Origin of the sequence: Tsukamurella paurometabola DSM 20162 (genome assembly GCF_000092225.1) — a bacterium.
GTDB lineage: Bacteria > Actinomycetota > Actinomycetes > Mycobacteriales > Mycobacteriaceae > Tsukamurella > Tsukamurella paurometabola.
The window spans coordinates 3,271,517-3,291,892 of sequence record NC_014158.1 but is presented as its reverse complement, the minus strand read 5'-3'; the positions used below and the strand labels follow the sequence as shown (position 1 = coordinate 3,291,892).

At 69.3% G+C, this 20,376-nt stretch carries 22 protein-coding genes; 2 read left to right on the top strand and 20 right to left on the bottom strand.

Features of this window, described 5'->3' with window-relative positions:
* Positions 1-11: 11 nt before the first annotated feature.
* A complete protein-coding gene (locus TPAU_RS15940; RefSeq protein ID WP_013127781.1) occupies positions 12-1,226 on the top strand; it encodes an HNH endonuclease in 1,215 nt (404 codons plus the stop codon).
* A 1-nt stretch (position 1,227) separates the two neighbouring features.
* On the opposite strand, the gene TPAU_RS22970 is transcribed toward TPAU_RS15940, so the two are convergent.
* The gene (locus tag TPAU_RS22970; protein ID WP_013127780.1) at positions 1,228-1,542 is read right to left on the bottom strand and encodes an AzlD domain-containing protein; all 315 of its coding nucleotides are present in this window, start codon (positions 1,540-1,542) and stop codon (positions 1,228-1,230) included.
* Positions 1,539-2,216, bottom strand: coding sequence for an AzlC family ABC transporter permease (locus TPAU_RS15930; RefSeq protein ID WP_041945160.1), 678 nt, complete (start codon positions 2,214-2,216; stop codon positions 1,539-1,541). The genes TPAU_RS22970 and TPAU_RS15930 overlap by 4 nt, the downstream gene beginning before the upstream one ends.
* A gap of 64 nt (positions 2,217-2,280) precedes the next feature.
* On the opposite strand from TPAU_RS15930, the gene TPAU_RS15925 reads away from it, so the two are divergent.
* Positions 2,281-2,832, top strand: coding sequence for a helix-turn-helix domain-containing protein (locus TPAU_RS15925; RefSeq protein ID WP_013127778.1), 552 nt, complete (start codon positions 2,281-2,283; stop codon positions 2,830-2,832).
* On the opposite strand, the gene TPAU_RS15920 is transcribed toward TPAU_RS15925, so the two are convergent.
* The 18 genes from TPAU_RS15920 to TPAU_RS15835 form a co-directional block, all read right to left on the bottom strand.
* On the bottom strand, positions 2,816-3,451 hold the full coding sequence (locus tag TPAU_RS15920) for a TetR/AcrR family transcriptional regulator (RefSeq protein WP_049826006.1): 636 nt from the start codon (positions 3,449-3,451) through the stop codon (positions 2,816-2,818). The two genes, TPAU_RS15925 and TPAU_RS15920, sit on opposite strands and share 17 nt — an antisense overlap.
* A 23-nt stretch (positions 3,452-3,474) precedes the next feature.
* Entirely contained in the window at positions 3,475-3,810 is a 336-nt protein-coding gene (locus tag TPAU_RS23210; protein ID WP_041944466.1) for a hypothetical protein, read from the bottom strand.
* Between the two features lie 33 nt (positions 3,811-3,843).
* A complete protein-coding gene (nuoN, locus tag TPAU_RS15910) occupies positions 3,844-5,313 on the bottom strand; it encodes an NADH-quinone oxidoreductase subunit NuoN (protein WP_013127775.1) in 1,470 nt (489 codons plus the stop codon).
* Positions 5,310-6,785 carry an NADH-quinone oxidoreductase subunit M gene (locus tag TPAU_RS15905; protein WP_013127774.1) on the bottom strand — a complete coding sequence of 492 codons (1,476 nt, stop codon included), beginning with the start codon at positions 6,783-6,785 and terminating at the stop codon, positions 5,310-5,312. The genes nuoN and TPAU_RS15905 overlap by 4 nt, the downstream gene beginning before the upstream one ends.
* Complete coding sequence (nuoL, locus tag TPAU_RS15900; protein ID WP_013127773.1) at positions 6,782-8,659, bottom strand: NADH-quinone oxidoreductase subunit L; 1,878 nt, start codon at positions 8,657-8,659, stop codon at positions 6,782-6,784. The genes TPAU_RS15905 and nuoL overlap by 4 nt, the downstream gene beginning before the upstream one ends.
* A 3-nt stretch (positions 8,660-8,662) precedes the next feature.
* Positions 8,663-8,962 carry an NADH-quinone oxidoreductase subunit NuoK gene (nuoK, locus tag TPAU_RS15895; protein ID WP_013127772.1) on the bottom strand — a complete coding sequence of 100 codons (300 nt, stop codon included), beginning with the start codon at positions 8,960-8,962 and terminating at the stop codon, positions 8,663-8,665.
* Complete coding sequence (locus TPAU_RS15890) at positions 8,959-9,729, bottom strand: NADH-quinone oxidoreductase subunit J (RefSeq protein ID WP_013127771.1); 771 nt, start codon at positions 9,727-9,729, stop codon at positions 8,959-8,961. The genes nuoK and TPAU_RS15890 overlap by 4 nt, the downstream gene beginning before the upstream one ends.
* A complete protein-coding gene (gene nuoI, locus TPAU_RS15885; protein WP_013127770.1) occupies positions 9,726-10,229 on the bottom strand; it encodes an NADH-quinone oxidoreductase subunit NuoI in 504 nt (167 codons plus the stop codon). Before nuoI ends, TPAU_RS15890 begins: the two co-directional genes overlap by 4 nt.
* Complete coding sequence (gene nuoH / locus TPAU_RS15880; RefSeq protein ID WP_013127769.1) at positions 10,222-11,514, bottom strand: NADH-quinone oxidoreductase subunit NuoH; 1,293 nt, start codon at positions 11,512-11,514, stop codon at positions 10,222-10,224. The genes nuoI and nuoH overlap by 8 nt, the downstream gene beginning before the upstream one ends.
* Complete coding sequence (locus TPAU_RS15875; protein WP_013127768.1) at positions 11,511-13,844, bottom strand: NADH-quinone oxidoreductase subunit G; 2,334 nt, start codon at positions 13,842-13,844, stop codon at positions 11,511-11,513. The genes nuoH and TPAU_RS15875 overlap by 4 nt, the downstream gene beginning before the upstream one ends.
* Complete coding sequence (gene nuoF / locus TPAU_RS15870; RefSeq protein ID WP_013127767.1) at positions 13,841-15,181, bottom strand: NADH-quinone oxidoreductase subunit NuoF; 1,341 nt, start codon at positions 15,179-15,181, stop codon at positions 13,841-13,843. The genes TPAU_RS15875 and nuoF overlap by 4 nt, the downstream gene beginning before the upstream one ends.
* Positions 15,178-15,891: an NADH-quinone oxidoreductase subunit NuoE gene (nuoE, locus tag TPAU_RS15865; protein ID WP_013127766.1), complete on the bottom strand. Its 714-nt coding sequence runs from the start codon at positions 15,889-15,891 to the stop codon at positions 15,178-15,180. Before nuoE ends, nuoF begins: the two co-directional genes overlap by 4 nt.
* Positions 15,888-17,147, bottom strand: a complete 1,260-nt coding sequence (locus tag TPAU_RS15860) for an NADH-quinone oxidoreductase subunit D (protein WP_049826005.1) — start codon at positions 17,145-17,147, stop codon at positions 15,888-15,890. Before TPAU_RS15860 ends, nuoE begins: the two co-directional genes overlap by 4 nt.
* 17 nt (positions 17,148-17,164) lie before the next feature.
* A complete protein-coding gene (locus TPAU_RS15855; protein WP_013127764.1) occupies positions 17,165-17,875 on the bottom strand; it encodes an NADH-quinone oxidoreductase subunit C in 711 nt (236 codons plus the stop codon).
* Complete coding sequence (locus TPAU_RS15850) at positions 17,872-18,426, bottom strand: NuoB/complex I 20 kDa subunit family protein (protein ID WP_013127763.1); 555 nt, start codon at positions 18,424-18,426, stop codon at positions 17,872-17,874. Before TPAU_RS15850 ends, TPAU_RS15855 begins: the two co-directional genes overlap by 4 nt.
* Positions 18,417-18,776 (bottom strand): NADH-quinone oxidoreductase subunit A, encoded by a 360-nt coding sequence (locus TPAU_RS15845; protein WP_013127762.1) that lies wholly within the window; start codon positions 18,774-18,776, stop codon positions 18,417-18,419. The genes TPAU_RS15850 and TPAU_RS15845 overlap by 10 nt, the downstream gene beginning before the upstream one ends.
* Before the next feature lie 116 nt (positions 18,777-18,892).
* Positions 18,893-19,315: a response regulator gene (locus tag TPAU_RS15840; protein ID WP_013127761.1), complete on the bottom strand. Its 423-nt coding sequence runs from the start codon at positions 19,313-19,315 to the stop codon at positions 18,893-18,895.
* On the bottom strand, positions 19,312-20,319 hold the full coding sequence (locus TPAU_RS15835; protein ID WP_013127760.1) for an isopenicillin N synthase family dioxygenase: 1,008 nt from the start codon (positions 20,317-20,319) through the stop codon (positions 19,312-19,314). The genes TPAU_RS15840 and TPAU_RS15835 overlap by 4 nt, the downstream gene beginning before the upstream one ends.
* Positions 20,320-20,376 lie beyond the last annotated feature (57 nt).

Here is a 20,376-nt window from a genome sequence, read left to right as displayed (position 1 = left end):
AGCGTGCGGGTATGGAAGAGGGATTGAACGCTCGTGCCGGCGATGGCGGTGACGTCATCGCCGAGCTCGGCGAACTGGAGCGGTTGCGGGCACGGGTCGCCTTCGATCAATACCGGTTGATCGCCGAGTTGCTGCGGGTGCGGGTGTGTGAGCGGATCGCCGCCGGTGCGGCGCAGGATCGCTGGGAGGCCGGTGTCGCGTTGGAGATAGCACTTGCGCTGCGGGTCTCGACCAATCGGGCCACGGCGATGCTGTCGCGGGCGAAGGTTCTGGAGCGGGATCTGCCGGCTACTTTCGCGCGGTTGCGTGAGGGTGATGTGTCGCCGGAGGCGGTGGAGGTGATCGTCGCCGGGGTCTCCCATCTGGAACCGCGCCTGAAAGCCGAGGCGGACACCACGCTGTGCGGCGAAGTTTTCGCGGCTTCCGGACTCGGCTTGAAACGCTTGCAGGACACGGTCAAACAGGTCGCCTACCGGTTGGATGCGCAGGCCACAGTCGATCGTGCGGCGCTGGCGGCGAAGGACCGCCGCGTCACCATCAGGCCCGCGCCGGATTGCATGGCGCGGGTGTCGATCCTGCTGCCGGTTGCGCAGGCGGTGGCGGTGTACGCGGCGGTGAAGGCCGCCGCTGACGGCATCGTCGGTGCACCGGGTGAGTCGCGTAGTCGGGCGCAAGTCATGGCTGATATCGCGTTCGCGCGGATCACCGGCCGCGATGTCGCCGAGGGCGTACCGGTCGCGGTGAATCTGACCATGCCCGCCGCTGTTCTCCTCGGCGACCAGCCCGGGACTGCGCACCTCGCCGGTGGCGGCGCCCTGCCGGGGGAGATCGCCCGTCATCTGGTCGGGCGGGCGACCGAGCAGGCGGTCGCGTGGGTCAAACGCCTCTACGTGCAGCCGGAATCGGGTGCGGTGGTCGGGTTGGATTCCCGCTCCCGGTTGTTTCCCACCGGGCTGGCGGAGGTGATCGCGGCGCGGGATCGGTACTGCCGCACTCCGTACTGCGATGCTCCGATCGCGCATACCGATCACGTCGTTGCGCATGCGCAAGGCGGGGCGACGAGCCTGGAGAACGGGCAGGGGCTGTGTGCGGCGTGCAACTACGCCAAGGAGGCGGCGGGGTGGTCCAGTCGCACCGTCGACGACCCCACCGGGCGGCATACTGCCGAAACCCGCACCCCGACAGGGCATGTGCACCGTTCCACCGCACCACCCCAGGCGGCGTAAGTCACTCGATGCCGGCGAGGCGCAGGACTGCGGCGGTACCACCCGCCGCGAGGATCACGAGCGGCAATGGCGCACGTCGCCATGCCAGCACGCCCGCGACGGCAACGCCGGCTAGGCGCGCGAACCCGCCGAAATCCCGGCCGTCGGCGACCGCCGAGGTCGCCATCACCCCGGCCAGGAGCGCCAGGGCGCACAGATCCACGATGCGCCGGGCCCGCGGACTTAGCTCGAACCGGCCCGCCACCACCGGACCCACCGCCCGGAAGGCGAGCGTCACCACCGCCAGAGCCGCACCTGCCCACAGGATCCCGGTCACGACCAGGAGCCCCGCACCAGGCGCATCGCGGGCAGCGCGAACAGCGCGATGACCGGTGCCAGCCCCGTCGGCGCCCACGGCACCGCGGCCAGGGCGAGGAGGGCGGCCACCACCAGCGGGCCGCGCGTCCTCGCCTCCCGCAGCGCCGGGATCAGCAGCGCCAGGATCACCGCCGGGAACACCGCATCCAGGCCCAGCGCCTCCGGCGAGATCACCGATCCGACCGCCGCTCCCGCCGCCGCACCGAGCGGCCACGCCAGCGCGATACCGGCTCCGGCGTACGTCAGGCCCCGCCGCCCGGCATCGACATCGCGCTGCGCCAGTGCGAGCGCCACCGACTCGTCGTTGATCAGGTGTATCCGGGCCCACCGTGCGGGCCCCGACCCTAGATACGGTGCCGCCGCCAGTCCGTACGGCAGGTGTCGGGCGTTCACCAGCGCCCCGGCCGCGAACGCGACGATCGGCGCTCCGCCCGCCGCGATCAGCCCCACGAACAGCATCTCCGACGATGCGGCCAGTACCGTCACTGCGAGCGCCGGTGCGAACCACCAGGGCAGGCCCGCGGCCACGGTCTGCGCTCCGTAGGCGAGTCCGATGCACGCCACCGCGACCGAGAGCAGCGCAGCGGGCCTTACCAGGGGATCCCCACCGATCGTTCGCCATGTCGTACTCATGTCCATTACGATGGACTCACGCCCTACTGTTCGTCAAGTCGAACGATTGGAGGTTCTGCCGAACATGTCGAGTGTGCCGATCCTCGCCATCGCCGCCGGTATCCAGCGCGAGCGCACCCGCGCCGGCTGGAGCATGGCCGAACTCGCCCGCCGCGCGAACATCGCCAAATCGACTCTGTCGCAACTCGAGGCGGGTACCGGAAACCCCAGCGTCGAGACGCTCTGGGCGCTCGCGACCGCGCTCGAGATCCCCTTCGCTCAGCTACTCGGCGGCGGGAACGTCGAGGTCACGGTGGTGCGTGCGGGCGAAGGCGCGACCGTGCCGTCCGATTCGGCCGATTACGCCGCCACCCTGCTCACCGTCTCCCCACCCGGAATCCGCCGGGACATGTACCGCATCGACGCCGAACCGGGGTCGCGCCGGGAATCGGCGGCGCACGTGCTCGGCACCGTCGAGCACGTGCTGTTGTGTAGCGGCGAGGCGCGCGTGGGGCCCCTCGATCAGCCGGTCACGCTCGCCCCGGGCGACTTCATGACCTATCCCGGCGATGCGCCGCACGTCTTCGAGGCCCTCGCTCCGGGAACCCGCGCGGTGTTGATCAGCGACCAGCGCTGACATCCGCGTCGGCGATCGGGGCCAGCGGGCTCAGCTCGATCGCCACCGGGTTGTCCTTCAACCCCGCCAGGCCGTACCAGGACAGATTCACGATGTGCGCTGCCACCACCTCCTTCGGAGGATGGCGCACCTCCAGCCACCACTGGGCCGTCATCGCGACCATCCCCACGAGCGCCTGCGCGTACAGCGGCGCCAACTCGCGGTCGAATCCGCGCTCGACGAACTCGCCCTCGAGGTTCACCTCCACCTGGCTCACCAGGTCGTTCAGCAGAGTCGAGTAGCCGCCCGCATGCTCGACGGAGCTGTTGCGGGTGAGGATGCGGAAACCATCCGAACGTTCCTCGACGTAGGTGAGCAGCGCCAGCGCGATCTGCTCGATCCGTGACTTCGACCGATCCTCGAGCATGGCGCGGGAGAACACCTCGAGAACCATCTCCATCTCGCGATCGACGACCACCGCGTACAGCCCCTCTTTGCCGCCGAAGTGCTCGTACACCACGGGCTTCGAGACCTCCGCCTTCGCGGCGACCTCCTCGATCGTGGCGGCCGCATAGCCGCGGTCGGCGAATACCGAACGGGCGGTGTCCACCAGCTGACTGCGGCGCTCCGCGGCCGTCATTCGCTTGCGCGGCTTCGCGGTGGTCACTTCGTGTCCGCCTCCCGGGCGGTATCGCTCGTGGGGGCGGGGTCGGTGGTCGGAGCCGGACCGACGGCGGTCTGAGCGGCGTCCGCCTCGGCCTTCTGCTTCTGGTACGGCTCCTCGGCGCGGGCGTACTGATTCTTGATGGTCCGGCTCGCGAAGACGAGGCCCACGAAGAACAGGACCTCGAAGACGATCGCAGAGATGTACAACACGCGTGCGGTAGTCGACGTGGCATCGGTCAGACGCCAGATCAGCACGCCCAGCACCAGCAGCAGGACGGCACCCATCGACTTCAACTGCAGGCCGTTGCTGAACGGAAGCGGCTTCTCACTCATGAACATCGATTGTAGTGCCGTGCGAACACCGTCTCACCAGCCCAGCAGCGACAGGTCACCGAAGAGGTCCAGCAGCGGCTGCGGGAACACCCCGAGCACCACCACTGACACCGCGCCCACGCCGATCGCGAACCGGACGAGCGGATCCACCGGCGCCACGACGGGCGCGAACTCGTGGTCGGGTGCGAAGTACATGGTCACGATCACCCGCAGGTAGAACACGGCAGCCACCGCACTGGCGAGCACGCCGATCACCACCAACCAAGTACCACCCCGCTCGGCCGCCGCGGCGAACACCGCGAACTTGCCGACGAAGCCGCTGGTCACCGGGATCCCGGCGAAGGCGAGCAGGAACAGTGCCATGGCACCCGCGAGCGCCGGCCGCCGCCGCCCGAGGCCGGCCCAACGATCGAGCTCACTGACCTCGGCGGTCGAGCCGTCGGGCCGCGCCTCGCGGACCGCGCCCGCCACCGCGAATGCACCGACGGTGCTCAGCGCGTACACCGCGAGGTAGAAGCACACCGCGCCCATGCCGCGCACCGTCCCCGCGAACACCCCCACCAGCAGGAAACCCGTGTGCGCGATCGCCGAATAGGCCAGCATCCGCTTCACATCCGACTGCGTCACCGCGGCGATGGACCCCACCGCGAGCGTGCCGACCGCGACCACCGCCACGACCGGTCGCCACGGCACGTCGTCGAAGCCCACCATCGTGATCCGCACCACCGCCCCGAACGCCGCGATCTTCGTGGCCGACGCCATGAAGGCGGTGACCGGGGTGGGCGCTCCCTGGTACACGTCGGGCACCCAGGAGTGGAAGGGCACGGCGCCCACCTTGAACAACAGTCCGACCCCGATCAATGCGGCGCCGACGGCGCCGAGCACCGCATCCTGCGGCACCGCCGCGATATCCGTCGACCCGGTGGCCGCGAATCGCAATGCCACACCGAAGAGCAGGATGGCGGAACTGAACGCGCCCAAAATGAAGTACTTCAGTGCCGCCTCCAGTGGCAGCAGATCGCGATGCCGTGCCAGTGCACACATCAGATACAGCGGGAGCGAGAAGACCTCCAGGGCGACGAACAGTGTGAGCCAATCGTTCGCCGAGACGAAGGCCATCATGCCGCCGAGGGCGAACATCGCCAGCGGCACGGACTCGCTGTGCGTCAGGGGGTTCCCGCGCGCCACCATCAGGGCGAGCGCCGGCAGCGCCGCCACCAGTAGCAGGCCCTGCAGTGCCAGGGACAGCCCGTCTTCGGCGACCGAACCGAGCACGACGGTGCGCGGTGGCGCATCGTCGTTCGCCAGCGCGATCACCGCCGCGAGGGCCGCGACCACCGCTGCCCCGCTCAGGGCTCCGTGCACGACCGTGCGCGACCCGGCGGGCGCGAACGCCTCCACCAGAACCCCGATCACCGCGGCGCCCAGCACGATCAGCGCCGGCGCGATCTGGGAGTACTCGATCGACGGCGCCGCGAACGCGGCGAGCATCTGCTGATTCATCGCACGGCCTCGCTGGTCGCGGCGACGGACGGGTTGATGGCGTCGAGCACCGGAGCGGGAAACAGGCCCAGCGCGAACAGCGCGACGATCAGCGGCACCAGGAAGGCGAGCTCGCGCGGCTTCGCCTCATCGACGGTGCGCATCACCGCTTCCGGCGCCGGGCCGGTGAACATCCGCTGGTAGGTCCACAGCACATACATCGCCGAGAGCACCAGCGCGGTCACCGAGACGACGGCGGCGACGGCCCATCTCGGGTACGTTCCGACGATCACCAGCAGCTCGGAGACGAATGGTCCCAGACCGGGAAGCGACAGCGTCGCGAGCCCCGCGATGAGGAAGATCGCGCCCAGCTTCGGCGCGCGCGACCAGGCGCCGCCGAAGTCCGCGATCCGCCGGCTCCCACGCCGTGCGACCAGAAGCCCCGCCACGAGAAACAGCGCGGCGGTCGCCACGCCGTGGTTCACCATGTACAGCACCGAACCGGCCTGCGAATCGCCCGTGCGGGCGAAGATCCCGAGAATGATGAAACCGAAGTGGGAGATCGACGTGTACGCGATCAGCGCCATCACATCGCTCTGTCCGATCGCGAGCACCGCCCCGTAGACGATCCCGATCACCGCCAGCGCCGCGACCCAGGGCGCGAATTTCGCGCTGGCATCGGGGAACAGCGTCAGGCAATAGCGCAGCATGCCGAAGGTTCCCACCTTGTCGACGATCGCCATCATGAGTACCGCGGTGGGTGGGGTGGTCTGCACCGCCGCCCCGGGGAGCCAGGTGTGCAACGGCCAGAGCGGAGCCTTCACCGCGAACGCGAACAGGAAGCCGAGGAACATCAGGTTCTGCGCTGCACCGGGGTCGATGGTTCCGGCCAGCACGCGCAGGTCGAAGGTTCCCTTCGCGGCGTAGAGGCCGACTACGGCGGCGAGCATGATCAGACCGCCGATAAGGTTGTACAGCAGGAACTTCACCGCGGCACGCGAGCGCCGTCCCGGTTCGCTGTCGGTGCCGCCGTACCCGGCGATCAGGAAGTACAGCGGGATCAGCATGGCCTCGAAAACCAGGTAGAACAGCAGGACATCGGTGGTCACGAAGCTCAGCAATACACCCGCCTCGACCGCGAGGGTGAGCGCCACGTACGCGCCGGCCCGCCGACCTGTGCCCTGGGGTGCGGTCTCGCGCCACCCGGCGAGGAGCAGGATCGGTACCAGGGCCACGGTGAGCAGCACCAGCACCAGCCCGGTCCCGTCGAGCGCCAGCCGGTAGCCCGCGCCGAACGACGATATCCACCGGTGCGTTTCGGCGAACTGGAAACCGCCAGCGGTATCGAAACCCGCGGCGAGGCCGAGCCCGATCCCGAGAGCTCCGAGTGTCGCCGTGTATCCGATCCACCGCGCGGCCCGGGGCACCGCGGCGGCCGCGACGGCGCCCACCGCGGGTACCGCCCACAGCAACGTCAACCAGGGCGCGCTCATGAGACCCACACCGCCACCGCACCGACCAGCACCGCCGCACCCGCGAGCATGGTCAGCGCGTAACTGCGCGCGTATCCGGTCTGCCAGTGCCGCAGCACCCCCGAAGCGCCGCGTACGCCCTCGGGGACCAGGCCGACGGCACCGTCGAGCGCCTTGTCTTCGAGGGTCACCAGGGCCGCCGTCGCAGCCTGGCCGGGCTTCATGAACACCGCCTCGTTGAGGTCGTCACCGTAGAGGTCCCTGCGCGCGGCGCGGGTGAGAGGCGAGATGTCTGTGGGTGCCTCGACCGGCACCGTCCGGGTGACGCGGACCGCAAAGGCTACGCCGATCGCGACCGCGGCGAGCACGAGCGCAGTGACCGCCCACGCAGGCAGGAGGTGGTGTGCTTCGGGCGCAGGGCCCACCGCCGGCGCGAGGAAATCGGCGATCCGCCCACCGAGCATCAGAGCCGCGCCGGCGCTGACGCTGCCGACCGCCAGTACGATCATCGGCGCCGTCATCACGCGCGGCGACTCGTGCGGGTGCGCGTCCTCGCGCCACCGCGGGGTGCCGAAGAAGGTGAGCACCATGACCCGGGTCATGTAGAAACCGGTGATACCGGCACCGAGGATCATGGTGCCGCCCAGCACGATTCCCCAGAATCCGCCGCGTCCGAACGCGGCCTCGATGATGCCGTCCTTGGTGTAGAAGCCGGACAGCGGTGGCACTCCGATGATCGCCAGATAGCCGAGACCGAAAGTGATCGCGGTGATCGGCATGACCGACCGCAGCCCGCCATAGCGGCGCATATCGGTCTCGTCGTTCATACCGTGCATCACAGAACCGGCACCGAGGAACAGGCCGGCCTTGAAACAGCCGTGCGCCAACAGGTGTGCGATCGCGAGCGCGTACCCGGCGGGTCCGAGTCCGGCGGCGAGCACCATGTAGCCGATCTGGCTCATCGTCGACGCGGCGAGCGCCTTCTTGATGTCGTCCTTCGCGCAGCCGATTACGGCACCGAAGAGCAGCGTCACCGCGCCGACCGCGAGCACGAACCCCTGGGCCACGGGTGCGGCCTCGAAGAGGGGCCCGGTGCGCACGATGAGGTACACGCCTGCGGTCACCATCGTGGCGGCGTGGATCAGCGCGGAGACCGGGGTCGGGCCCTCCATAGCGTCGCCCAGCCAGCTCTGCAACGGCACTTGCGCGGATTTGGCGCATGCCGCCAGGAGCAGAAGCAGGCCGATCCAGGTGACGGTGCTCGACTCGGCCTCCGCGGCCTGCGGCAGGAAGCCGCCGAACGACGTGGTGCCGAAGGTCGCGAGGGTCACCGCGACGGCGAGCGCGAGGCCCATATCGCCGACGCGGTTGACGATGAACGCCTTCCGCGCCGCCGTGGCCGCCGAGGGCTTGTGCTGCCAGAACCCGATGAGCAGGTACGAAGCGAGGCCTACGCCCTCCCAGCCCAGATACAGCACCACCAGATCGTCCGCGAGGACCAGCACGAGCATGGCGCCGAGGAACAGGTTCAGGTAGCCGAAGAAGCGGCGCCGCCCGGGATCGTCGCTCATGTAGCCGATCGAATAGATGTGGATCAGCGTTCCCACCCCGGTGATCAGGAGCGCGAAGCACACGGACAGCTGATCGAGCCGGAAGGCGAGATCGACCGAGAGCGAACCGCCTGAGAACCAGTGATAGAGCACGGTGCTCACCGACCGGGCACCGGCATCACGGCCCAGCAGCTGGGCGAACAGCACGGCCGCGACCACGAACGACACGGCCGCGACGAGCGTCCCCAGCAGGTGGCCCCAGGCATCCGTGCGCCGCCCGCCCAACAGGAGGACCGCCGCTCCGGCGAGGGGGATCAGCGGCAGTGCCGCAAGCAGTGTGCCCACGGGTCACCGCCTCAGCAGGTGCGGTTCATCGACGGACACCGACCGCCGGGAGCGGAAGATGGCGATGATGATCGCCAGGCCCACCACCACTTCCGCGGCGGCGACCACCATGGTGAAGAAGGCGAGGACCTGTCCCTGTCCGCTCGCGTGCATGCGTCCCGCGGTGACCAGTGCGAGGTTCGCGGCGTTGAGCATCAGCTCGACGCACATGAACACCACGATCGCGTTGCGGCGCAGGAGCACCCCGGCGGAGCCGATCGCGAACAACAGCGCTGCGAGGTACAGATAGAGGTGCGGGTTCACGGTGCCACCTCGCTCGTGACCGGATCGTCGTCAAGGGTGCGGCCGCGGCCGGGCAACTCACGGCGTTGTCCGGGCGTGCGCGGGGTCAGCGTGCGATTCACCGAATCCGGTGCAGGCGAACCGTCGGGCAACAAGGCCGGCAGATCGACCGCGTTGCCCCGCGCGTACACCCCGGGGTTGGGCAGCGGAGTAGCGCGACGCCCCTCCCGGAATCGGAGGATGGACTGCTCGCGCTGCGAGAGGGGCGCCGTGAGCTTCTCGCGATGAGCGAGGATCATCGCTCCGAGGGTCGCTGTGATGAGCAGTGCGGCGGTCAGCTCGAAGGCCCACACGTAGCGCACGAAGACGGTGTCGGCCAAGGCCTCCACCGAGTTCGGCGGGTACTGCGGGGCCACCCCGTCGACGGGGCGCGGCACCGGCAGCACGGCCCGGGCCAGCAGCGTCACCAGCAGCAGGCCGAATCCGGTACCGGCGACCGCCGCGGCCACCCGGTGTCCGCGCAGGGTCTCCACGAGTGAGTCCGACGAGTCGACACCCACCAGCATCACCACGAACAGGAACAACATCATGACGGCGCCGGTGTAGACCACGACCTGGACCACGCCGAGGAACATCGCGCCCTGCGAGAGATAGGCGACGGCGAGCAGGATCATGGTGGCCGCCAGGCACAGTGCGGAGTACACGGCCTTCGACGCCACCACCACGCCCAGCGCGAACAGCACCGCGGGCACGGCGACGACCCAGAACGCGACCTCCTCACCGGTCATTGGTCCACCTCGCCGCGGTAGTAGTCGGCAGCGGTGGTGCCCGGGCGCATGGCATGCGGCGGCGGCTCCTCTCCGGGCTGGAGCGGCGCGAGCAGGTGGTCCTTGTCGTAGATCAGTTCGGCGCGTTCGCCGTCGGCCATCTCGTAGTCGTTGGTCATGGTGAGCGCGCGGGTGGGGCACGCCTTCACGCACAGCCCGCAGCCGATGCACCGCAGGTAGTTGATCTGGTACACCCGTCCGTACCGCTCGCCCGGCGAGAACCGCTCCTCGTCGGTGTTGTCGGCGCCCTCCACGTAGATCGCATCGGCGGGGCAGCTCCACGCGCACAGCTCGCAGCCGATACATTTCTCCAGCCCGTCCGCGTACCGGTTCAGTTGGTGCCGGCCGTGATACCGCGCGGCGGTGGGCTCCTTCTGCTCCGGGTAACTCTCGGTGACCGGCTTGCTGAACATCGTGCGCAGGGTCGTGCCGAATCCGCCGAGGCCGAGGGGATCAGCCATGGGACACCTCCGTGGACGTGTGTTCGGGAAGGTACTGTCCCGGCAGTGGCGGCACAGGGAAGCCGCCGGCCATCGGGTCGAAGGGCAGCGAATATGTCTGCGGGTCGGGCGGTTCCGGTGGCGTCTTCTGCTTGCGGTGCCGTACCGCGAGAACGCCGATCACCGCGAGGGTGAAGGCCACCGAGACCACGGGGGCGAGCACGGTCGTGTCGTGGCCCGCCAGTGCCCAGGCCTGCACGCCCCCAGCCACCAGGATCCATACCAGTGCGCTCGGGATCAGCAGCTGCCACCCGAACCGCATGAATTGGTCGTACCGCAGTCGCGGCAACGTGGTGCGCAGCCAGATGAACGCGAACAGGAACACCCACACCTTGGCGACGAACCACACCACCGGCCACCATCCGGAGTTCGCACCATCCCACAGGTTCAGTGGCCATGGCGCATGCCAGCCACCGAGGAACAGTGTGGTGGCGAGAGCGGACACCGTGGTCATGTTCACGTACTCGGCGAGCATGAACATCGCGAACTTCAGCGAGCTGTACTCGGTGTGGAAACCTCCCACCAGCTCGCCTTCCGCCTCGGGCAGATCGAATGGGGCGCGGTTCGTCTCGCCCACCATGGAGATCGCATACACCGCGAACGAGGGCAGCAGGAGGAAGATGTACCAGGTACCGTCCTGCGCGGCCACGATGCCCGAGGTGGCCATGGTGCCCGCGTAGAGGAACACGGCGGCGAAGGAGAGGCCCATCGCCACTTCGTAGCTGATCACCTGGGCCGTGGAGCGCAGCCCGCCGAGCAGCGGGTAGGTCGACCCCGACGACCATCCGGCGAGCACGATGCCGTACACCCCGATGCTGGTGACGGCCAAGATGTAGAGCACGGCGACGGGAAGGTCGGTGAGCTGCAACGGCGTCCGGGTTCCGAACACGGACACCTCCGGGCCGAACGGGATCACTGCGAACGCGAGGAAAGCGGGGATCGTCGCGATGATCGGTGCCAGCAGGTACACCGGCCGGTCGACGCCGCTCGGCGTGATGCCCTCCTTGAGGGCGAGCTTGATGCCGTCGGCGAGGGACTGCAGGATGCCGAACAGCCCCAGCCGGTTGGGGCCGTAGCGATGCTGCATCCGCGCCATCACCTTGCGTTCGATGAGGATCGCCGCGAGCACGGTGAGTACGAGGAAGGCGAAGACCGCCACCGCCTTGACCAGGATCAGCCACAGCGGATCGCGGCCGAACGCCGACAGGTCGACGTTCTCGTGCGGTCCCAGCGCGCGGAAAGTCATGATGGCGTGCCGATCCGCACGACTGCTCCCCAGCCGACGCCCAGCGTCTCGTCCACCGTGCTGCCCGGGGAGTTCCGCGGGAGCCACACCACCCGGTCGGGCATATCGGTGATGCTGAGCGGCAGCGTGATCGCGCCGCGGGCGGTGGATACCGTCACGGAGTCCGAGGCGCCGATCTCGGCAGCGGTGCCGGCGGACAACCGGGCCACCGGCGGGCGGGCGGTGGCGGCGAGATTCGGCAGACCGTCCTGTCCGCGTCCCAGGTCGAGCAGCTGTCGCCAGGTCGCGAGGAGTGCCTCCCCGGTGCCGGGCAGGGCCATCGGCTGGGCCGCCACCGGTTCGATGGTCCGCACTGCGTCGACGGTGCCGAGATCGCGTAGGGCGGCAGCGGCCCCGTCGGCATCGGTGAAGCCGAGGTTCGTGCCGAGCGCCGCGGCGAGCACGGCCAGGACTCGGGCATCCGGCAGTGCGCCGGGAGCGGGGAGCGCGGCGGGAAAGCGACGATCACGACCCTCCCAGTTCCGGAAGGTTCCGGCCCGCTGTGCCACCGACGCGACCGGCAGAACCACATCGGCCCGCGCCGTGACCGCGGAGGCCCGCAATTCGAGGCTCACCACGAAGGCCTTCTCCAGGGCCCGCCGCGCGGCGTCGGGATCGGGGAGATCGGAGACTTCGACGGCGCCGCACACCAACGCCTGAACCTCGCCCGATTCGGCGGCGGCCAGTATCGCGGCGGTATCGCGGCCCGGCTCGATCGGCAGCGCAGTGTCCCAGAACCGTTCCAGCTCGGCGTGATGCGTAGGATCGGCGGTGACACGGCCACCCGGTAGCAGATTGGGCAGCGTGCCTGCCGCGACGCCACCGGGTTCGCCCGCGCGACGCGGTATCCAGGCCACACGAGCCCCGGTCGTGGCGGCCAGCCCGGCGGCGGCGGAGAGTGCGCCCGGCGCCTCGCCGAGGCGCTCACCGATCATGATCACCGCGTCCGGCGGGATCTGTTCTGCCAGGCCGGGGTCGGTGAGTGCCGCGGCCTCGGTGCCGGGACGGCAGGCGATCAGCTCGCCGTGCAGGCGGCCCAGGCCGCGGGAGGCGAACGGCGCGATGGAGAGCACCCGGGTGGCACCGGAGCGGACCGCTTTGCGCAGCCGTAGGTGCACGATCGGCGACTCCTCCTCGGGCTCGAAGCCCACGAGCAGCACCACGGGCGCGGCCTCCAGATCGGCGTAGGTCACGCCGCCCGCCACTCCGGAGCCGAGGAACGCGGCCTCCTCGGCGCTGTGCGCGCGCGCCCGGAAGTCGACGTCGTTGGTGTGCAGGGCTACTCGCGCGAAGGCTGAGTACGCGTACAGGTCTTCGACGGTGCCGCGCCCGCCGGCGAGCACTGCCGCGGAACGGTCGCGCAGGCCGGCCGCCGCGACGGCGATCGCCTCCGGCCACGACGCCGGGGCCAGCACCCCATCGGATCCGCGCACCAGCGGTGTGGTGATGCGGTCGGGCAGCGTCGGGTAGCGCATCGCCCAGCGGCCCTTGTCGCAGTTCCACTCCTCGTTGACATCGGGATCGTCACCGGCGAGGCGGCGCAGCACCTCGCCGCGGCGGTGGTCGACCCGCAGCGAGCATCCACTGGCGCAGTGCTCACAGGCTGACGGGGTCGAGGTGAGGTCGAACGGACGGGCGCGGAACCGGTAGTCGGTCGAGGTGAGGGCACCCACCGGGCAGATCTGCACGGTGTTGCCGGAGAAGTACGAATCGAGTGGCTCATCGCCCGCGGTGCCCACCTGTTGCAGCGCTCCACGGTCGAGCAATTCGATGAAGTCGTCGCCGGCGATCTCGTCGGCGAACCGCGTGCAGCGGGCGCACAGCACGCAGCGTTCGCGATCGAGTACCACCTCGGCGGAGATCGGGATCGGCTTGGGGTAGGTGCGCTTGTCGGCCGCGGGGAACCGGGACTGCGCGCGACCGGCCGACATCGCCTGATTCTGTAACGGGCACTCACCGCCCTTATCGCACACCGGGCAGTCCAGCGGATGGTTGACCAGCAGCAGTTCCATCACACTGCGCTGGGCCCCGGCCGCCGCGGCCGAGGTGGCCTGCGTGCGGACCACCATGCCGTCGGTCACCGTCGTGGTGCACGAGGCCAGTGGTTTGCGTTGCCCCTCCACGTCGACTAGACATTGGCGGCAGGCACCGGCCGGCGCCAGCAGCGGATGATCGCAGAACCGAGGGATCGCGATGCCGAGCTGTTCCGCGGCGCGGATCACCAGAGTGCCGGGTGGCACCTCGATCTCGATCCCGTCGATACTCGCCTTGACGGTGGGCGGGGCGGTCACCGCGCGCCTCCCGCTACCGGCGCCTCGCGCAGGGAGGCGGCGGGATCGAACGGGCAGCCGCGCTCGTGCACGTGCCGTTCGTATTCCTCGCGGAAGTACGTCAGCGAGCTCTGGATCGGGCTTGCGGCGCCGTCGCCCAGGGCGCAGAAGGCTTTGCCCAGAACGCCGTCGGCCACGTCGGCCAGGGTGGTGAGGTCTTCCGGTTCGCCCTCGCCCTGCTCCAGCCGGCGCAGCAACCGCACCAGCCAGTAGGTGCCCTCCCGGCACGGTGTGCACTTCCCGCAGGATTCGTGCGCGTAGAACTCCAGCCAGCGCAGCACCGCTCGCACGACGCAAACCGTGTCGTCGAAGATCTGCAGCGCCTTGGTGCCCAGCATCGATCCGGCCCCGGCGACCCCCTCGTAGTCCAGGGGCACGTCCAGGTGCTCGGCCGTCAGCAGCGGCGTCGACGATCCGCCCGGCGTCCAGAACTTCAACTCGTGCCCCGGTCGCACCCCGCCGGCCAGCTCGAGCATCTCCCGCAGCGTGATGCCCAGCGCGGCCTCGTACTGTCCGGGCCGCACCACGTGGCCCGAGACCGAGTACAGCGTGAATCCGGGCGACTTCTCGCTGCCCATGGTGCGGAACCAGTCGGCGCCGTTGGCCAGGATCGCCGGCACGCTCGCGATGGATTCGACGTTGTTGACGCACGTGGGTGAGGCGTACAGGCCGGCGACGGCGGGGAAGGGCGGGCGCAACCGGGGTTGCCCGCGGCGGCCCTCCAAGGAGTCCAGCAGGGCGGTCTCCTCGCCGCAGATGTAGGCGCCGGCGCCACCGTGCACGACCAGATCAACAGTGAATCCGTTCTCACCGAGCGGCTTCCCGAGGTAGCCCGCCGCATAGGCCTCCGCCACGGCGGCCCGCAGCCGGCGTTGCACGCCGAGCACCTCCCCGCGGACGTAGATGAAGGCCTGCCGGGCCCGGATCGCGTACGAGGCGATGATCACGCCCTCGATCAGGGTGTGCGGCGTGGCGAACATCAGCGGCATGTCCTTGCACGTACCGGGCTCGGATTCGTCGGCGTTGACCACCAGGTAATGCGGTTTGTCCGCCCCCGGCTTCGGTTCTTCCCCCGCACGCAGCTGCGGGATGAAACTCCACTTCAGGCCGGTGGGAAACCCCGCGCCACCGCGACCGCGCAAACCGGCCTCCTTCACCAGTTCGATCACCTGGTCGGGTGTCATGGCGAGGGCCCGGTCGATCCCGGTGTAGCCACCGCTCGCGCGGTACGAGGCGAGGGTCCACGGCTCCGGGGTGTCCCACTGGGCCGACAGCACGGGTGTGAGGCGGGCGGTCATGTCTGCGCCTTCCTGAGTCCGGCCAGCGTCGGTTCGCCGCCCACCCCTGAGGCGGCCACGGCTCCGGACCGCGCGTCGTCGAAACCGGCGAGCAGTCGGGCGGTTTCGCGAAAGGGCAGCAGCGGCGCGCCCCGAGTCGGCAAGGGTGCTGTTCCCGTGCGCAGCCCGTCGACCAGTGCGCGAGCGCTCGCCACGGTCTGATCGTCGAAGAACTCCCAATTCACCATCACCACGGGCGCGTAGTCACAGGCCGCGTTGCATTCGATCCGCTCCACGGTGACCCGGCCGTCGTCGGTGGTGCCGCCCGGCTCGATGCCGAGGTGTTCGCACAGCGCCGAGAGGATCGCGTCGCCGCCGAGCACCGCGCACAGCGTGGTGGTGCACACGCCCACGAGGTACTCGCCCGTCGGACCGCGCCGGTACATCGAATAGAAGGTGGCCACCGAGATCACGTCGGCGGCGGTGAGTTCCAGAGTGCGGGCGCAGAATTCGATCCCCGCGGGCGTGATGTATCCGTCCTGCGATTGCACCAGGTGCAGCAGGGGCAGCAGCGCTGACCGCGGCTCGGGGTAGCGGGCGACGAGGACAGCGGCGTCGGCCGCCAGCCGCTCGGCGACCTCGGCGGAGTATTCCGTGGGCGCACCCGGGCGATACAACTGCACGGACTCCTCCGGCCGGGCACCGAATTCGAGGAAGACGGGTTCGCTCATCGGTCCACTCCTCCCATCACCGGGTCGATGCTGGCCACCGCGGCGATCACATCCGAGACCATGCCGCCCTCGCACATCGCCGCCACCGCCTGCAGATTCGTGAACGACGGGTCGCGGAAGTGCACCCGGTACGGCCGGGTGCCGCCGTCACTCACGGCGTGCACCAGCAGCTCGCCGCGCGGCGCCTCCACCGAAACGGCGACCTGGCCGGCGGGTACCGCGAAGCCCTCGGTGACCAGTTTGAAGTGGTGGATCAGCGACTCCATCGACTCGCCCATGATCTCTGCGATGTGGGCGCGCGAGTTGCCGAGACCGTCGGGCCCCACGGTGAGATCGGCCGGCCAGCCCAACCGGGCATCGTCGATCATCACCGGCCCCGGCGCGAGACGGTCCAGGCACTGCTCGACGATGCGCAGCGACTGCGTCATCTCGTGCACGCGGATCAGGTACCGGCCGTAGCAGTCGCATCCGGTATCGGTGATGACGTCGAACTCGTAGTCCTCGTATCCGCAGTAGGGTTCGCTGCGCCGCAGGTCGTGGGGGAGCCCGGTGGACCGCAGCACCGGCCCCGTGATGCCCAGTGCCATGGCTCCGGTGAGATCGAGGTAACCGACGTCCTTGGTGCGGGCCATCCAGATGGGATTGCCGGTGAGCATTCCCGCCATCGAGTCCAGTTGCGGGGGCAGGGTGCGCAGCAGCTCCCGGATCTGCGGAAGCGCGTCGTCGGGCAGGTCTGCGGCCACGCCGCCCGGCCGGATGTACGCGTGGTTCATCCGCAGCCCGGTGATCGTCTCGAACACGTTCAGGATCTGCTCGCGGATCTCGAACCCCTTGAGCATGGGCGAGACCGCACCCAACTCCATACCGCCGGTGGCGAGCGCCACGAGGTCGCTGGTGACCCGGTTGAGTTCCATCATCAGGACGCGGATCACCGTGGCGCGTTCGGGGATCTCGTCGGTGATGCCGAGCAGCTTCTCCACCGCCAGGCAGTACGCGGTCTCGTTGAACAGGGGCGCCAGGTAGTCCATCCGAGTGACGAAGGTGGTGCCCTGGGTCCAGGTCCGGAACTCCAGATTCTTCTCGATCCCGGTGTGCAGGAAGCCGATGCCGCACCGGGCCTCGGTCACGGTCTCGCCGTCCAGTTCGAGGATCAGACGCAGCACCCCGTGTGTGGACGGGTGCTGCGGGCCCATGTTGACCACGATCCGCTCGTGACCGACGGCCTCCGCGGCGATCTCATCCCAGTCCGAGCCCATGGCGGTGTAGCTGGCGGTCACGAATACGACCTCCGCGAATCCGGCGGCGCCACCTGAGCGCCGAGGAACTCGACCCCGATCCCGCCGAGCGGGTAGTCCTTACGCTGCGGGTGCCCATCCCAGTCGTCCGGCATCTCGATCCGGGTGAGCGAGGGGTGTCCGTCGAAGACGATGCCGAAGAAGTCGAAGGTCTCCCGCTCGTGCCAATCCACCGTGGGATACACCGAGATCAGGGAGGGAATGTGTGGATCTGCTTGCGGGCAATGGGTTTCAAGTCGCAGCCGGCGTCCCCACGTGATGGACTGCAGATGGGTCACCGCGCGCAGTTCCGCGCCGGTGTCCTCGGGGAAGTGCACGCCGGAGGTGCCCAGGCACATCTCGAATCGCAACGAAGGATCGTCGCGCAGCAGACGGGCCACCGCGACCACGTGTTGGCGGGGCACCCGGAGCGTGACCTCGCCGCGGTGGACCACCACGGAGCGGACCGCTTCGGCGAACGGCGGTGCACCCTGGTGCTCGTCGAGTGCAGTACGCAGGCGAGTCAACACCCCGTCGTATCCGTCGGGCATCGGCTCGTCGCCGGGGCCCGGCATGGTGACGGGGCGCGTGATCCGGCCGTAGCCCGAGGTGTCGCCGCTCCCGGCCGAGCCGAACATGCCGTGCCGGGTGCGTACCACCTCGGGCGGCGGGCCCACGGGTTCGACGGTGCCGTCGGGATCGTCGGTCATCGCAACAATCCCTTCAGCTCGATGGTGGGGCGGGTGTTGAGTGCGGCCTCCTCCGCCGCCCGCCGGGCCTCTTCGCGGTGGCTGCCCATCGGGGTGTCGGCGACCTTGTCGTGCAGGGCGATGAGTGCGTTGAGCAGCATCTCCGGACGGGGTGGGCAGCCGGGCAGGTAGATGTCCACCGGCACCACATGATCCACGCCCTGGACGACGGCGTAGTTGTTGAACATGCCACCCGAGCTGGCGCAGACTCCCATGGCCAGTACCCATTTGGGTTCGGCCATTTGGTCGTACACCTGCCGCAGTACGGGCGCCATCTTCTGGCTGACCCGGCCGGCCACGATCATCAGATCGGCCTGCCGGGGGGAGGCACGGAAGGCCTCCATACCGAACCGGGCGATGTCGAACCGAGGGCCGGTGGTGGCCATCATCTCGATCGCGCAGCAGGCGAGGCCGAAGGTGGCGGGCCACAGTGATCCCTTCCGCGCGTACCCGGCCACCGTCTCCAGAGTCGAGAGTAGGAAGCCGCCGGGGACCTTGTCCTCTAGTCCCATTCGAGACCGCCTCGGCGCCACTCGTAGGCGTAGGCGACGGTGACGTTCACCAGGAACAGCGCCATCGCGGCGAGGCCGTACGCGCCGAGCACATCGAAGTGCACCGCCCAGGGATAGAGGAAGACGATCTCGATGTCGAAGATGATGAACAGCATCGCCGTCAGGTAGAACTTCACCGGGAAGCGGCCACCCCCGGTGGGATGCGGGGAGGGATCGATACCGCATTCATAGGCTTCGAGCTTGGCCCGATTGCGGCGACGCGGCCCCACGTACTGTGCGACCCCGACCGAGAACACGGCGAAGGCCGTCGCGATCGCCCCGAGTACCAGGATCGGCACGTACGGATTCACGGCCCTGCTCCCTCCGCTGTGTGTGCGAAAAGCCGAAGGAGAGAACCGGTTAGGCCACCCTGACTTCGTTTGTGAGCTACATCACAACCCTATAGTCGCGAGCGGGGGTACGGGTTCTATTCGAGGAATTCAGCGGCGGTGTGTCGCTCCACGGTCGTCGCGAGCAGGCTCGCCGCCGCGGCGGCCACTTCGAAGGGATCGAGCGGGTGCGAGACCCACGCGTCGGCGTGTGACCACGTCGCGAGCCATCCGTCCGCCCGGCGCGCGGTGATCACCAGCAGCGGCGGACAGGGATCGATCTCGTCGCGCAACTGGCGGGCCAGGCCGAGGCCGCCGGCGGGGGAGGCTTCGCCGTCGAGGATCGCGAGATCGATTCCGCCCTGGTCGAGTCGGGCCACCACGGTGGGAGCGGTCGCCGCCTCGGTCACCGTGATCGGCGGGAGGGCAGGAGAGGGGCGCGTGCCCAGCGCCGCCGCGATCTCCGCGCGGTGACGCGCGTTGGAGCTGTAGATGAGGACGAGCGGGGCGGCGCCGGTCATGCCTCCACGATAGGTTCCGCCGTCGCGCTGGGAGACCGATTCGGATAGTGCCGCGCCGCGACGTCGGGGTGCGCTCGCAGCCTGCTCTTCCACGCGTTCTCGCCGTAGGTGTCGAAGATCGGGTTCTCCGGATCCACGGTGACCCCCGAGCGCAGCCCGGCGGGGAGGGGGAGCTGCGGCATCCGCGCATGCACCGACGGATTGAAGAAGTACGGCACCGAGATCCGGTCCGCACCGGCACGGCGATTCACCACGCGGTGTTCGGTGGCGCGCAGGTAGCCCTCGGTGCCCACTTCCAGCATTTCGCCGATATTGACGATGAATGTTCCGGGTTGCGGTGGTACGTCCACCCATTCGTCGGCGCCGGGCGGGAGCACCTGGAGTCCCTCCGAATCCGGGTCCGCCAGCAGCAGGGTGAGCACGCCCGAGTCCTTGTGCGCGCCCACGCCCTGCTCGGTGTCGGTGCCCGCCGGATACCGGACGATCTTGATCAGTGTCGCCGGATCGGTCGTGAAGGCCTCGTCGAACACCCGTGGGTCGGCGCCGAGCGACCGTGCCCAGGCGGTCAAGAGATCCAGCGCGATCCGTGAGAGGTCGGCATCCCAGCGCTCGATCACGGTGCGCAACTCCGGCAGGTTCGCGGGCCACTGATTCGGGCCGACCAGGTTGCGATGGTCCGGCCCGGGGCCCGTCGGTGCGGCCCGCTCCGGCCCGATGTCGATCTGCTCGCGCCAATCGACGGCGCCTCGGGTGAGCTCGCCGCCGAGCCGGGTGTAACCGCGGAAGTGCGGCGAGTTCGCCATCGCGATGGCGTCCTTCTCCCTCTGCGGGAGTGCGAAGAACCGCCGCGCTACGGCGAGTATCTCGTCGATCCGGTCGGCGCCGAGGCCGTGCCCCGTGAGGTAGAAGAAGCCCACGTCGTGTGCGGCCGTACGGACCAGTGCGTCGAACTGCTCCGGCGCGGTGTCCAGGAGCGAGAGGTCGAGAACGGGCACCACGGTCATGCCCGCAGGGTAACTCCGGCGTGGCCGTGGTCACCCGGTTCGAATCGGCCTGATTCG